The sequence below is a fragment of the Natrialba asiatica DSM 12278 genome (genome assembly GCF_000337555.1).
Lineage (GTDB): Archaea > Halobacteriota > Halobacteria > Halobacteriales > Natrialbaceae > Natrialba > Natrialba asiatica.
This window is the reverse complement of record NZ_AOIO01000022.1, coordinates 21649-36419: the sequence shown is the minus strand read 5'-3', so window position 1 is coordinate 36419 and position 14771 is coordinate 21649. Positions and strand designations below refer to the sequence as shown.

General features: G+C 64.8%; 12 protein-coding genes, 1 tRNA gene and 1 pseudogene. 10 read left to right on the top strand and 4 right to left on the bottom strand.

All coding sequences use genetic code 11. From position 1 onward, the window contains the following. Window positions 1-43: 43 nt before the first annotated feature. Window positions 44-1864: a MutS-related protein gene (locus C481_RS08640; protein ID WP_006108798.1), complete on the bottom strand. Its 1821-nt coding sequence runs from the start codon at window positions 1862-1864 to the stop codon at window positions 44-46. 207 nt (window positions 1865-2071) lie between these two features. On the opposite strand from C481_RS08640, the gene purF reads away from it, so the two are divergent. Next, window positions 2072-3544, top strand: coding sequence for an amidophosphoribosyltransferase (gene purF, locus C481_RS08635; protein ID WP_006108797.1), 1473 nt, complete (start codon window positions 2072-2074; stop codon window positions 3542-3544). Window positions 3545-3695: 151 nt separating this feature from the next. Beyond that, complete coding sequence (locus C481_RS22155; protein ID WP_006108796.1) at window positions 3696-3839, top strand: hypothetical protein; 144 nt, start codon at window positions 3696-3698, stop codon at window positions 3837-3839. 29 nt (window positions 3840-3868) lie between these two features. Here C481_RS22155 and C481_RS08630 read toward each other — a convergent pair whose 3' ends face one another. After that, window positions 3869-4438, bottom strand: a complete 570-nt coding sequence (locus C481_RS08630) for a DUF420 domain-containing protein (protein WP_006108795.1) — start codon at window positions 4436-4438, stop codon at window positions 3869-3871. A gap of 270 nt (window positions 4439-4708) precedes the next feature. Beyond that, a tRNA-Leu gene (locus tag C481_RS08625) sits at window positions 4709-4793 on the bottom strand. A 143-nt stretch (window positions 4794-4936) separates the two neighbouring features. On the opposite strand from C481_RS08625, the gene C481_RS08620 reads away from it, so the two are divergent. The 4 genes from C481_RS08620 to C481_RS08605 all read left to right on the top strand — a co-directional run bounded on the left by C481_RS08620 (window position 4937) and on the right by C481_RS08605 (window position 9354). After that, the gene (locus C481_RS08620; RefSeq protein ID WP_006108794.1) at window positions 4937-5455 is read left to right on the top strand and encodes a helix-turn-helix domain-containing protein; all 519 of its coding nucleotides are present in this window, start codon (window positions 4937-4939) and stop codon (window positions 5453-5455) included. A 106-nt stretch (window positions 5456-5561) separates the two neighbouring features. Next, window positions 5562-6854 (top strand): alanyl-tRNA editing protein, encoded by a 1293-nt coding sequence (locus tag C481_RS08615; RefSeq protein WP_006108793.1) that lies wholly within the window; start codon window positions 5562-5564, stop codon window positions 6852-6854. 206 nt (window positions 6855-7060) lie between these two features. After that, window positions 7061-7552 (top strand): redoxin domain-containing protein, encoded by a 492-nt coding sequence (locus C481_RS08610; RefSeq protein ID WP_006108792.1) that lies wholly within the window; start codon window positions 7061-7063, stop codon window positions 7550-7552. 356 nt (window positions 7553-7908) lie between these two features. Next, the gene (locus C481_RS08605) at window positions 7909-9354 is read left to right on the top strand and encodes a GntP family permease (protein ID WP_006108790.1); all 1446 of its coding nucleotides are present in this window, start codon (window positions 7909-7911) and stop codon (window positions 9352-9354) included. Window positions 9355-9534: 180 nt separating this feature from the next. Here C481_RS08605 and C481_RS08600 read toward each other — a convergent pair. Continuing rightward, window positions 9535-9765, bottom strand: a pseudogene (locus C481_RS08600) (sugar ABC transporter permease); the annotation flags it as partial. Window positions 9766-9857: 92 nt separating this feature from the next. Between C481_RS08600 and C481_RS08595 the strand changes: the two are divergent. The 4 genes from C481_RS08595 to C481_RS08580 all read left to right on the top strand — a co-directional run bounded on the left by C481_RS08595 (window position 9858) and on the right by C481_RS08580 (window position 14626). Then, complete coding sequence (locus C481_RS08595) at window positions 9858-10943, top strand: TrmB family transcriptional regulator (RefSeq protein WP_006108787.1); 1086 nt, start codon at window positions 9858-9860, stop codon at window positions 10941-10943. Between the two features lie 136 nt (window positions 10944-11079). Then, window positions 11080-11733 (top strand): bifunctional 4-hydroxy-2-oxoglutarate aldolase/2-dehydro-3-deoxy-phosphogluconate aldolase, encoded by a 654-nt coding sequence (locus tag C481_RS08590; RefSeq protein ID WP_006108786.1) that lies wholly within the window; start codon window positions 11080-11082, stop codon window positions 11731-11733. A gap of 510 nt (window positions 11734-12243) precedes the next feature. Then, a complete protein-coding gene (locus tag C481_RS08585; RefSeq protein WP_006108785.1) occupies window positions 12244-13323 on the top strand; it encodes a glucose 1-dehydrogenase in 1080 nt (359 codons plus the stop codon). Between the two features lie 64 nt (window positions 13324-13387). After that, a complete protein-coding gene (locus tag C481_RS08580) occupies window positions 13388-14626 on the top strand; it encodes a mandelate racemase/muconate lactonizing enzyme family protein (protein ID WP_006108784.1) in 1239 nt (412 codons plus the stop codon). Window positions 14627-14771: the final 145 nt, after the last annotated feature.

Below are 14771 nucleotides of genomic sequence, written 5' to 3'. Positions count from 1 at the left end.
CCGCTGCGGTCCGCGGTCTCGATAATCACGTACGCCGGCCGCCCTACTCGCTCCAGCGCGCATCGGCCAGCGTCCGCTGGACCACGTCGTTCCCGACCGCCTCACCCAACGTTTCAAAGCCCGCTCGCTCCCCGCGGTCGTCCGCGTTCGCAACCAGACGCGAGACGATGAACTCCGGCGTCGACCGCCCGACCGTATCGAACCGCGGCTGGTAGTCGACCAGCAACTCGAGTTCGGGATTGAGCCCTTCGGCGAAGATGCCGTCGACGCGGGCTTCGGGCGGCAGCGGCTCCAGGTCATCGGCGAGGTGCGTGACGAACACGCCGAGGGCGTCGCGGTCGACGGTCAGCGTTACGAGGCCGTGTAACAGGTCGGCTGCGCTGCCGGGTTCCGTGATCGCTTCGAACTCGTCGACGAGCATCAGCGTGCGGCCGTCGGCGGACAACGGTGGCACGATCGAGCGGAGCGTCGACTCGAGCACGCCGGCGTTGAAACTGGCGTGGCGGCGGTGGAAGACGAGCGAGTCGACGGGCGTTACCTCGGCCCCTTTGGCGGGGACGGGAAGCCCCATCGACGCGAGCAGGACGACCTGACAGAGCGTTTCGAGCAGGGTCGTCTTCCCGCCGCTGTTCGCGCCCGTGAGGACGGAGACGCGCTGGCGGTCGGGAGCCGCGTCGGTGCTCCCGGGGACGGCAGCCGGATCGGTGACGCCGTGGTCGCCGAGCGCGTAAGTGATCGGCTGAACCGGTTCTTCGCCCTCGGTTCGTGCGGCGTTCGCGTCGGTCGCTGGCGACGCGAGCGTCAGGTTCCGCGCTTCGACGACCGATACCGCGGCCGATTCGCCCTCGACGAACGTCGGCCGGGTGCAGTCGTACGCGAGCGCAAAGCGCGCGAGCGAGAGGTGCAAGGCGATGTCGTCGACCGCCTCGACGGCCTGGTCGATGGCCGCCCGGGAGTCCTCGAGCGCGTCTCTGAACTCGCCGGCGACCCGCTCTTCACGTTCGTCGATCGCCGCGGTGAGGTCGCCGCGCAGCGTGCGCAGCGTCCCGCCGACGAAGTCCGTCGCGTCGGTCGCGTCGGTGGGCATCGCGTCGCGAACCTGCTCGACCGTGACCGCCGTCTCCGAGAGCAGGTGGTCCTCGAAGGCCTCGCGGAACTGGCTCACGTCGCGGACGCCGTCCGAGCGCAACTCCTCGATCAGTTCGAGCGCGTTCGCGTCCATGTCCTCCACCGTTCCGAGCGCGTCGCGGAGCCGATCGAGTTCGTCGTCGGCACCGCGGCGAAGCCGACCGCGGCCGCCGTCGTCCTCGAAGGCCGAAAGCGCGTCGGCGGCCGCCGCGAGCGTTTCGCTGTCGAGTTCGGCGATCGTTGCGAACGGGCCGGAGTCGACGCCGGCCTCGAGCAGCGCGAGTGCGGTTTCGACGGCGGCGCGCTCGCTCTCGTCGCGGTCGTCGTAGCGCTCGTAGGCCGCGAGGACGGCGTCCCGGTCTCCCTCGTCGAGGGCGGCCCAGGCGTCCCGGGCCGCGAGCACGTCGTCGAGTCGCGATTCCATCTCTTCGCGGGTGGAAAGCGGCGTGAGAACGCGGATTCGATCGGCCGCACGCTGCGTGACGGCGTGATCGACGGCCAGATCGAGCAGGTCCTTGTACGCCGCTCGGGCGTCGCTCGTCGCCAGAACGTCCATGCCGTCGCCGCCGGTCGCCCGTCGCAGGATGCGGGTCGCTCGCCCGCGGGCGAGGCCGGCGGTCGCGAGTTCGCGAACGTCGCCGCTCTCGATCGCGCGGACCGCGCGTTCCCGTCCCAAGTGCGTGACCAACGTCTCCCTCGTCTTCGGGCCGACTCCCCAGTACTCCTCGAGTCGCATACGCAAGGTGTTCGGGTCAATACGCTTGAATACTGTGTCATCGGTCGCGCCGACCGGCCGCGTTGTGCTCACAATATATTCACATACATGGATAGATGTTCGTTCCATCAGCCAGAAGGGAGGCACAAACACGGGGATTTTTATCGGGTCGAGGTCCTATGGACGACCATGACTGATGGGCGGGGCGAGACTCCCCGGCGAACAGGAATGACCGAAAAGTGCGGCGTCGTCGGCGTCTCACTGGACGGTCGAGACGCGGCACGACCGTTGTACTACGCGCTCTACGCACTCCAGCACCGCGGCCAGGAGTCCGCCGGGATCGTCACCCACGACGGCTTCCAGCAACACAGCCACGTCGACATGGGCCTCGTCGGGGACGTTTTCGGGGAGGACGACCTCGACCCGCTCGCGGGCTCGGCCGGCATCGGCCACGTCCGGTACCCGACCGCCGGCTCCGTCGACTCCTCGTGTGCACAACCGTTCTCCGTCTCGTTCAAAAGCGGCTCGCTCGGCCTCTCGCACAATGGCAACCTCGTCAACGCCGACGAGATCCGCGACGAACTCGCCGCCCTCGGCCACGCCTTCACGAGCGACGGCGACACCGAGGTCATCGCACACGACCTCGCGCGCAACCTCCTCGAGGAAGACCTCGTTCGTGCCGTCAAACGCACGATGGGACGCATCCACGGCTCCTACGCGCTGACGATCAGCCACGACGACACCGTCCTCGGCGTCCGCGACCCCCAGGGCAATCGCCCGCTCTGTATCGGCGAACTCGAGGACGGCTACATCCTCGCCTCCGAATCCGCCGCGATCGACACCTTAGACGGCGACCTCGTCCGAGACGTTCGGCCCGGTGAACTCGTCGTCCTCGGTGAGGACGGCAGCGGATTCGATTCCTACCAACTCGTCGAGGCGGACAATACCGCCCACTGCTTCTTCGAACACGTCTACTTCGCGCGTCCGGACAGCATCATCGACGACACGCTGGTTTACGAGGCTCGGCGGAATCTGGGCCGCAAGCTCTGGGCGGAAAGCGGCGTCGAAACCGACGTCGTGATGCCCGTTCCCGACTCGGGACGCGCCTTCGCGTCGGGCTACGCCGACGCGGCGACCGAGACGACGGCCGACGGTGAAGCGCGCGACCAGGACGACGACGGCGTCGAGTTCGCCGAGGGACTGATGAAAAACCGCTACGTCGGCCGGACGTTCATCATGCCGACCCAGGACGAGCGCGAGCGCGCCGTTCGCCTGAAGCTCAACCCGATCAAATCGACCGTCGAGGGCAAGACCGTCACGCTCATCGACGACTCGATCGTGCGGGGAACGACCTCGACGCAACTCGTCCAGTTGCTCAAAGACTGCGGTGCCGAGGAGGTCCACATGCGCATCGGCGCGCCGGAGATCGTCGCGCCGTGTTACATGGGAATCGACATGGCGACCCGCGAGGAACTCATCGCTTCGGACAAGTCGGTCGGCGAGATTCGGGATTCGATCGCTGCCGACAGCCTCGCGTACCTCTCGACGGACGCCGTTGCTGAAGTCCTCGGAAAGGGCCGCATCGATCTCTGTCTGGGCTGTGTGACCGGCGAGTACCCCTACGATATCGAGGGCGAAGAGACGGATCGCGACGTACAGCGACCGTCGCTCGACGGACCGACGCTGTCGGCCGACGACTGAGCGGGCTGGTGTGCCGATTTATCGGCGCAACCGCAGGACGGTTTGCGGTTGCCCCGAACATGACTGACAGGAGTTCGGACGAACGGGCCGCTCGGATGACCGCTCGCCCGTTTGCGCTAATTTTAAAATAGAGACGCGTGAACACCCAGCTATGGACATAAACGAGTTCCTCGAGGGGAGTTCACTGACCGGAAGGCAAGCAGTGGTTATCTTCTTTACCTTCCTGCTGTTGATCATCGTTTCGGCGTTGATCCTGATCCTCTTCAGCGACTTCTTCCAGCAGCTCATTTCATAGCCCGTCGTCTCGGGTTCGGTGACTCGGTATCAGTAGATGACGTAGCCGAGCAGGTAGACGACGATTCCGAGCGAGAACGAGATCAGCCAGAGCGTCGCGGCGAACCGGCCGATCCGAGCGTGGGCCGTCCGGCGGAGTGCCACAATCGGTCGAGAGAGCGCCAGGAGGAGGACGTAGTACAGCAGCGGAATACAGACGACTGCGAGGAAGATGTGAATCGCAAGTATCGGGAGGTACACGTACAGATAGACCCGTTCGGGTCCGGGAAAGGACGCCGGGCCGCCGATCGCGACGAGCCGGTAGAGATAGAGCCCGAGGAACGTCACGAAGAGGGCGAACGAGCCGAGCATCGCCCGACGGTGTGTCACGACGGCTCCGCGGCGAATCGCCCGCCAGCCGATCGTAATTGTGACGATCGCGGTCGCGCTGAGCGCGACATTGACGTGCGGGATCAAATCGAGAACCCACGCTGAGGGGGCCGGCACGGCCGATTGCGGAACGCGACCGCCCGCCGCCGAAAAGACGACCGCGAGTGAGACCACGCTCAGAACGGCCGTAAGCAACCTGACGCGTTCGCGGGGAACGAACTCCGTGTCCATACGTGATCGTCGGCTAGCAGGACGAAGTGCGTATCGACTTCGGGTCAGACCGTGTGTACCGTAAAAGCGGTGTCGCGACGACGGTGACGCCTCGAGAGCCCGCGCTCCGGTCGGGACCGGTGTGAAACCGGAAATCCAAACCGAAACCTGTTGCTCTCGATCAGTAGCACCGAAAGGAATTATGCGTGGGTGATGTCCACGAAGGGAAATCACCTGCATCGTTAGTGGTGGACAATCGTTCACGTGCAGTGAACGACTCCCACCAGGCGATGCGTGGGACCGGATTCGAACCGGCGGACCCCTACGGGACAGCGCCCTCAACGCTGCGCCGTTGGCCTGGCTTGGCTACCCACGCTCGCACTTGCGTTCTCTTTGTCTGCACTCAATCGTATCCAGTGTGGTTATAAAAGCCCTTTCCTTTGTGCTTGCGTCTGCGGCGAGGTCACATGGGACCGACCGGAACGGAGATTTCAAATGGCACAGTTGCCAAAGAATACCATGGCTAAGTACTCGACCGGCTCGTCCGGCAGCGGTGGCGGGACGAACTGCGAACTCTGCGGGGCCGAAAGCGATTCGCTCCGACGTGCATCGGTCGCCGGCGCTGAACTCGAAGTCTGTCCGGACTGCGCACCGCACGACGACGCCCAACAAACACAGCGCCAGCAGCGTTCAACCCGCGACTCCGACGACTCCCATGACGAACCCAGCCGCAAACAAAAAGCCGCCCAGAACGTCGCCAAAGCAAATCCCGTTTGGGACGACGACTCAGAGCACTGGGAGCAAGACGGCACCAACTACGACGACGACCCGCTTCCATACCTCGTCTCGGATTACGGCGAGACGCTCGTCGATTCCCGCCGCGATGCCGGCCTCCAGCGATCCGAACTCGCGGACGAACTCGACGTTCCCGAGAAGGACCTGCTCGCTGTCGAGCAGGGTCGGGCGACGCAGGCCGGTATCGGCGGCGGCCTGATCGAGGCGCTCGAGGATCGACTCGGTGTGACACTTTCCGAGTAACGGATCGAAATCGATCGATCAACGACCGAACGACGAAATCAATCGAACAACGACCGACCGCAGATCGGCGAGCAGCTTTTTGGTACCGGGCAACGGAGTGAGACCGATGAGTGGGCAACGGGCGGCAGCGGAGCCGTACGCCACGCGGTTCGAGACCGAAGTGACGGCGATCGACGGCCGACGAGTCCGGCTCGATACGAGCTACTTCTACGGCGAAAGCGGCGGCCAACCGGCCGACCGCGGCACGATCGGCGGCATCGCGGTCGACGATGTCCGACTCGAGGACGGCGAGCACATCCACGTGCTGGCCGACGACCCGTCGTTTCGTTCCGGCCAGCGCGTCCTCTGTTCGATCGACTGGACCTTCCGCATGTACTGTATGCGCGCACACACCGCCAGCCACGCACTCTACGGCGCCGGCCGCCGCGTTCTCGAAGACCTCGGCTACGGCGGCTTCGACATCGGCGAGGAGAAGATCCGCGTCGACCTCGAGACGAGTTCCGAAATCGACGACGAAACGCTCCTCGAACTCGAGTCGCTCGTCAACCGTGCCGTCTGGGAGTCACGTCCCGTTTCCTGGGAAGACGCGCCGGTCGCGAATGCGCGCGAACGGGACCGCATCGCGTTCAACGAGGCGACCGAAGACGGCGCGTTCCAGCAGGGCCGCGTTCGCATCGTCACGATCGGCGGCGCGGACGAGAACGGGGGCGGGAGCGGGACGCGAGCACGAGCCCCGTCCGGCGGCCCCACCGTAACCACGAGCACCGACGGCTCGGCCGAACCGTGGGACGTCGCCGCCTGCGGCGGTACACACGTCCGGAACACGCGAGAGATCGGCCCCGTTACCGTCCTCGACCGCTCGAACCCGGGCGAGGGCCTCACCCGGATCGAGTTCAGCGTCGGCCCGGACGCGATCGACCGTCGCCGCGTGGAGAAGGCGGCGGCACTGACCGCTCGCCGAACGCTCGGCGTGCCGCTGTCGGATGTCGGCGACGAATTGGCGCGGCTTCGGGACGAGCGCGAAGCGGCTACCGAGCGAGCGCGGTCGCTCGAGCGCGAACTCGTGGAGACGAAACTGGAGGGGAGCGAGCCGTTCGAGCGGGATGAACTCGAGTGGGTGACGACGACGGTCGCGGAGATGGAGATGGACACGAACGACGCGGGAGAACTCGCGCGCGAAGCGGCGGGCGAGGTTGCGGATGTCGTCGTGATCGTCGGCGGCACCGACACCGCCTACGCCGTCGTCGCTACCGACGCTACGTCGTCGCGCTCCGCCGAGGCGGTGGTCGCGGAGGTAACCGACGCGTTCGGCGGTGGCGGTGGCGGCTCGGCTACCCTGGCGCAGGCTGGCGGGTTCGATGCGACCCCGGCGGAGATCACTGCGGAACTGGAGCCTTGACGTCTCAGGCTGTAATGTGGGGCTGTAATGTGAGGTGCTCGGGATACGGCAGTCGAGCACCGGGTGCTCCGAAGCCAGTTCAAGCCGCGGGTCCGACCGCCGCGGTTACCGCGACGGAGACCACGCGTCTCAATATCGGTTACGACCGCGACCGCGCCGACAACTGCCGGGACCACCGCTTTCGGTCTCCATCTCGTACGCTGCGTATGGACCCCGAGATCGCCTCGCTCGAGTTCCCAAACGTGGGAGCGGGGCCCGATCCGGTCTCGGTCGCCGCACTCGGATCGAACTCGTCGGCTGTCGTCTTGCTGCTGATGCAGAGCAATCAGAGCGGCGCGTGTCGACAGCAGGCTCGCGAGGTCGCTGACTCGTACGATCGCTTTCGACGGCGGGACGTCGCCGTGGCAGTAGTCGTGCCGGGCTCGTATCCGAAGGTGCGCTCTTGGCGGCGACTCGTCGATCCGCCGTTTCCGGTCCTGGCGGACAGCGAGACGGCGCTCGCGGCGGCCTTTGCACAGCAAACCAGATACGGAAAGCTCGGGCGGATGGCCCAAGCGATCGGTCGAGCGCCGATGACGATCGTCCTCGAGTTCCGGAACGGCGAGCCGACGGTCACGACCAGCTACCAGGGGACGAACTCGTTCGATCGGCCGTCGGTTCGCGAACTGCTGATGCTGATCGACGATCCCGTGGGCTGACTGCACAGACTCCGCATTTCGTCTGTACCGACTGCAGAGATGTCCCGCGATACGACGCTTCGTTCTCGAGTGCGACCGTTCGAAGATATGTTCGCCCACTGAGTATTGCGGTCCGGTGGCGGACCGTCCAGTCAGCGATTTGCCGCGTAGACCCCGAATATATAACAATTTCAAGGAGTGCTCGAACCGAGTGTACGCACACACATATCTGATAAGAATTGTTAAATCCTTTCCTCGAATCTCGATAGCTATTCTTTACTCGTCCATTAATAAATAACAATCATGGATGATTGGGTGCTTTTGGTACTCGTTCTATATGGTGAAATATAATACGGGTCAGCGTGTGCGAATCAGCCATGGCAATCGGTAACCCCCTGATCGTCTTTGCGATCGGATTGATCGCAGTCATCGCACTACTCGTCTGGCTGAAACTACCGGCGTTTCTCGGACTCGTTATCGCATCGCTGATCGTCGGTGCTGCAACGGCGGCGGTGCCACTCGGTGAAGTTCCCGCCGAAATCGCTTCCGGGTTCGGCGAGACGATGACCGGGGTCGGGATCCCCATCCTGATGGCCGCACTCATCGGCAAGGGAATGATGGAAAGCGGCGCTGCAGAGCGCATCGTTCGGTCGTTCCAGTCGGTGACCGGCGAAGAACGATCCTACCTCGCGCTCTGGGGGAGCAGCAGCGCGCTTTCGATTCCGGTGTTTTTCGACAACGTCTTCTACCTGATGGCACCGCTCGCTCGCTCCATGCGAGCCCGCACCGGCCGCGACTACGCGCTCTTCCTCTGTGTCGTCGGCGCGGGCGCGTCGACGACGCACGTGTTCGTCCCGCCGACGCCCGGCCCGCTCGCGATCGCGCTCGAACTCGGCGTCGATCTCGGCACCACGATGATCGCCGGCGTTCTGGTCGCCATTCCGACGACCGTCGTCGCCGGCATCCTCTACGGTCGGTGGATCAACGACCGCCTCGACGACATCCCGCTCCGCGAGACGATGGGGTCGAACGCCCGCGAAGTCGAGGAACTGGCGGAACTCCCCGATAGCGAACTGCCGGGACTGTTCGAGGCAACGCTCCCGATCCTGCTCGCCGTCGTCCTCGTCGCACTCAGTACGACCGCCAATTACCTTTTCGAGATGGCTTCGACGGGCGTTAGCGTCCCCCTGGGACCGCTGGGCACGCTCAACTTTGCCGCGTTCGAAGGCCCGCTGGAGGCGGTGCAACCGGCAACGGCCTTCCTCGGCGACCCGAACTTCGCACTCACCGCGGCCGCCCTCGCAGCAGCGCTTACGTACCTGCGCGTTCGCCAACTCGACCGCGATATCTGGACCGACGAACTCGTCGAGGCGCTCAAAAGCGGCGCACACATCGCCGCCATCACCTCCGCCGGCGGCGCGTTCGGCGGCCTCCTCGCGACATCCGGCATCGGCGACTACATCACTGACCTCGTCTCCGTCGGCGGCGGAAACGGCGTCATGGTGCTCGTCTCGGCGTGGGTCATCGCCGCCGCTATTCGCATCGCGCAGGGATCGGCGACCGTCGCGATGATTACGACTGCGGGCATCATGGCACCGCAGGTTCCAGAGCTGGCAGTCCATCCGGTCTACCTGGCGCTCATCATCGGCGCCGGCGGAAACATCTGCTCGTGGTTCAATGACAGCGGATTCTGGCTGGTCAAAGAAATCGGCGGCCTCACGCAGACCGAGACGCTCAAAATCTGGACGGCGCTGACGACCATCGTTTCGGTGACGGCGTTCGTCATGATCGTCTCCGTCGCGTCGGTCCTCCCGCTGGCCTGATCGTCACAGCGACCGGCGATCGGCGACCAGCGATCACTAACGCGGACTCTCCTTGCGAGTTCAACGGATCGGCTCGACAAGCAGCATTCGAAGCCGGGTTGCTCGTCGGACACCGCTACTGAGGCCTCCCGTCCTTGATTTGCACTTCGAACGGAAACACCGGGAACGGCGAGAACGAGATTATCCTTCCATGCCGCCGGACGAGAGCCCGCTCTCGACGTAACTCTGGGCGAAGAAGTAGATCAACGCTACCGACATCGCAAACGACATTGCAAACGCCGAGAACTGCGTCCGCGGCGTATCGTACTGGCCGGCCGTCGCGAGCGCGTAGAGTTCAACCGAGGGGGTGTAGTTCTCGGGACGAAGCAGCGTCCGGGCGACGATGAACTCGTTCCAGACCGCGAGTTCGGTCGACGCGGCGAGCGTGTCGCGGCGCTCGCGACGACGGCGTGACCGCGAATCTTTTTGCCGCCCCACCGCAATCCGCGACGTACTGAATATTCATGGATACCGACGGTATCGCAGACCGCCTCGATCGGTTCGGTCTCTCCGGGAAGGAGATCGACACGTACCTCGCGATTCTCGACCGCGGCGCGTCGAAAGCGAGTACGATCGCCGACGCCGCCGACGTCTCGAAACGTTACGTCTACAGCATCAGCGAAGAACTCGAGGATCGCGGTTTCGTCGAGGTCGACGATCACGCTGTCCCGACCGTGATCCGGCCCGTCGATCCCGAGACGGTCGTCGATCGGCTCACGAAAAGCGTCGAGGAGATCGAACCCGAATTGCGCGAACGCTACACCGCGACCGAGCGGTCCGGCGAACAGTTCGAGGTCGTCAAGTCGCGCCAGACGGTCATCAAGCGACTCGAAGAACTGCTCGCACGCGCCGAAACCGAAGTGACGCTCTCGCTCCCGATCGACGTGCTCCCCCAGATCCGCTCGACGCTCGAAGAAACCGTCGACCGCGGCGTTCTCGTCCTCCTCCTGCTCGGTGCGACCGGCGACGACGAGCAGGACATCGCCTCCCTCGCGGACGCTGCGAGTACGGTTCGGACGTGGGACGCGCTCGTCCCGACGATGCTCACGGTCGACCGACAGCACGGGCTGCTCGCGCCGAGCCAACTGCTTACGAGTTCGACGAGCGATACGCGCGCCATCACGCTCTCGCAGGACCAGCTCGTCCCGGTGCTCGCGGGGTCGTTCCTGGCGAACTACTGGCCGACCGCCGAGGAACGGTACGTGACGACGCCACAGGACCTCCCGCAGACCTACGACGGGTTCCGGAACGCGGTCTTCCAGATCGCGCTGCATCGGGCGACGGAGACGAACCTCGAAGCGACGGTGACGGGCGCACCGGTCGCCGACGAGGACGACGCGCTCCCGTCGACCCTCTCGGGAGCGATCGTCGACGTTCGACAGAGCCTCGTTCGCCCGGTAACTTCATCGCTGCCGATCGAGAACTCGTTCACGATCGACGTCGACGGCGCGCAGTACGTCGTCGGCGGCACCGGCGCGTTCCTCGAAGACTTCGAGGCGGACTCGGTGACGCTTCGGCCGCTCGCCGACGCGGAAGCCACTGGAGAATAGCCACCGTCGCTTCCACCGATAGAGTCAGCTGTGAGTAAATTTCTTTGCGTTCCCGGGAGAACGCGGACACGATGCCTTCGAACCACGCCGACCCATGCGGTGGGAACTATCCGTCACGCACACGTGGAGGAAACCGATGACCGACACGCGAACCATCACGGACCGAATCGTCGAAAGCGGCGTCATCGCCGTCGTTCGCGGCGTCGACGAGGAGCAAGTCGTTCCCGTCTCGCGCGCGCTCTACGAGGCCGGCGTCGAGGCCCTCGAAATCACGGCCGACGGCACCCGCGCCGCCGAGATGATCGCCGCCGTCGACCGCGAACTCGCGGACACCGACGCGATAATCGGTGCCGGAACCGTACTCGACGCCGCGACGGCCCAGTCCGTGATCGACGCCGGCGCGACGTTCGTCGTCTCGCCCTCCACCAGTCCCGAGGTCGTTCGCACCTGCAACCGCCACGGCGTCCTCGCGGCACCGGGCGTCATGACGCCCACCGAAGCCGTCACCGCGATGGAGGCCGGCGCGGACGTGCTCAAGATGTTCCCCGCCTCGACGGTCGGTCCCGGACACATCAGCGCGCTCAGCGGCCCGCTCGGCGATGTCGACATCATTCCGACCGGCGGCGTCTCGGCGGACAACGTCGACGCGTTCTTCGACGCCGGTGCGGTTGCGGTCGGCGCGGGCGGCGCGATCCTCGACAAGGAAGCCATCGACCGCGGCGATATGGACGGGGTCCGAGCGACCGCCGAATCGTTCGTCGCCGCCGTCGAGGACGCCCGCGACAACTGACGGTCGAGGCCTCCCCGCCGTTCTGAACTCGTTTTCCCCTTCCGAGATACCCGTTTCGCCTCTCGTTCGCGCTCGGAGTCGATGATAACCCGTCGAATAGCAACCTCCCCCTGGATCGTCGTTATCTCAACCGTTCTCCCAATTCGTTACTGATGGTCCGGGACAACCATTCAAAAATAACTGCTGTCCGGCAGCTAGTGCCGATATATAACGGAAAACAACCACATTCCGAACGCACCGATCCGCATCGAACACCGGTTACCAATCCGGAGAGTCACGATATACAGAATGTGTCGCCGAAGATAGTGTGGCCAGTCGCCGGACTCCGATCGCGCTCGGCCGAACGAACGCCTCACAGCCCGTCACTCGCCGTATCTAGTAAGTGATTGACGCTGAATCGGTCGCCCGCTACTGTAATAACTATTATAGGTACTGCTGACGGTCGACCCGCGTTCAGATATTTACTACTGGAGAGGTAAATTTTTATTTCGTCGGTTCCCAGATCCGGGTATGAAAGCGATCGCTGTCGAACCGGGTGCCGGGGAACCCGCGCTCGTCGAGCGGCCCCGTCCCGAACCCGAACCGGGTGAAGCGCTCGTGCGCACGCTTCGCGTCGGGATCGACGGGACCGACCACGAGGTAATCGCGGGCCACCACGGAAACCTGCCCGCGGGTGCGGACCGACTCGTCCTCGGCCACGAGGCCGTCGGCGTCGTCGAAGAGCCAAACGGCACCGAACTCGAAGCCGGCGAGTTCGTCGTGCCGACCGTCCGTCGCCCGCCGGGTCGCTCCAACGAGTTCTTCGAGCGGGGCGAGCCGGATATGGCACCCGAGGGCGAGTACCTCGAGCGCGGGATCGTGGGTGCCCACGGATTCATGGCGGAGTACGTCACCAGCCCCGCCGAGTATCTCGTGTCGATCCCGCCCGAACTCGCCGAACTCGGCTTTCTCGTGGAACCGATCAGTATCTCCGAAAAGGCCATCGAGCACGCCGTCGCGACGCGCTCTGCGTTCGACTGGACCCCCGAGACAGCGCTCGTCCTCGGTAACGGTCCGCTCGGGCTGCTCACGCTCGCGATGTTCGAATCGGTCCTCGACATCGACCGCACCTACTGTCTCGGTCGGCGGGATCGCTCGCATCCGACCGTCGAACTCGTCGAGGATCTCGGCGCGACCTACGTCGACTCCCGCGAGACGTCGGTTTCGGAAATTCCGGACGCCCACGAAGCCGTCGATCTGGTCTACGAGGCGACCGGCCACGCCAAACACGCCTTCGAGACGGTCGACGCGCTCGCACCCAACGGCGTCGGCGTCCTGCTCGGCGTCCCCGAACCCTGGGAGTTCGAGGTCGACGGCGGCCGCCTCCACCGCGAACTCGTCTTGCACAACAAGGCGCTGCTCGGCACCGTCAACTCCCACCGCGGCCACTTCGAGGCCGCCATCGACACGCTCTCGCAACTCCCCGAGTGGTTCACCGACGAACTCGTGACGGGCGTCTACGATCTCGACGAGTACACGGAAGCATTCAAGGACGGCGACGATGTCGTCAAAACTGCGGTCGAGTTCGACGCGCCGGCGGGCGGCTTCTGAGTGAGACTCGTGAACTCACCACGGATTCAAAACAATTACTACCATAGGTGTAAGTGAGGTTTCTATGGGAATCGATTACTCGCAGCTTCACGACCCGAACGCCGAGTACACGATGCGCGAACTCTCGGCGGAGACGATGGGCGTTACACGAGAACGCGGGGGCGGCCGCGATGTCGAGATCACGGACATCCAGACGACGATGATCGACGGCAACTTCCCGTGGACGCTCGTGCGAATCTACACGGACGCGGGGACCGTCGGTACCGGTGAGGCGTACTGGGGCGCGGGCGTTCCGGAGCTGATCCAGCGCATGACGCCGTTCCTGCAGGGCGAGAACCCGCTCGATATCGATCGACTCACGGAACACCTCGTCCAGAAGATGTCCGGCGAGGGCTCGATCGGCGGCGTCACCGTGACCGCAATCGCGGGAATCGAGGTCGCGCTCCACGACCTCGCGGGGAAAATCCTCGACGTGCCGGCCTACCAGCTGCTCGGCGGCAAGTACCGCGACGAGGTCCGCGTCTACTGCGATTGTCACACCGAGGAAGAGGCCGACCCCGACGCCTGCGCCGACGAAGCCGAGCGCGTCGTCGAAGAGCTCGGCTACGACGCCCTGAAGTTCGACCTCGACGTCCCCTCGGGCCACGAAAAGGACCGCGCGAACCGCCACCTTCGCGAACCCGAGATCGAACACAAGGCCTCGATCGTCGAAGCCGTCACCGAACGCGTCGGCGACCGCGCCGACGTGGCTTTCGACTGCCACTGGACGTTCTCCGGCGGCTCCGCCAAGCGTCTCGCGGAACGCCTCGAAGCGTACGACGTCTGGTGGCTCGAAGACCCCGTCCCGCCGGAGAACCACGACGTCCAGCGGGAGGTCACGCAGGGGACCACGACGCCGATCACCGTCGGCGAAAACGTCTACCGCAAACACGGCCAGCGCCGCCTGCTCGAAGAGCAGGCCGTCGACATCATCGCCCCCGACATGCCCAAGGTCGGCGGCATGCGTGAAACGCAGAAGATCGCCGACCTCGCCGACCTCTATTACGTGCCCGTTGCGATGCACAACGTTTCCTCACCCGTCGCGACGATGGCGAGCGCCCACGTCGGCGCGGCGATTCCGAACTCGCTCGCCGTCGAGTACCACTCCTACGAACTCGACTGGTGGGCGGACCTGGTCGAAGAAGACGTCATCGAGGACGGCTACATCGAAATCCCCGAGAAACCGGGGCTCGGCGTGACGCTCGATATGGACGCCGTCGAGGAGCACATGATCGACGGCGACGAACTCTTCGACGAGGCCTGAGACGGTCTGGTGTAGCGATTTCCCGGCGCAACCGCGGACGGGTCAGGGGTGCGCCGGCACTGACTGATAGGAGTCCGTATGAGACGCACGCCACCGTCTGATCTCCATTTCCGCGCCCGTGCTGGGGCGTGTTTTATAGCGTTCG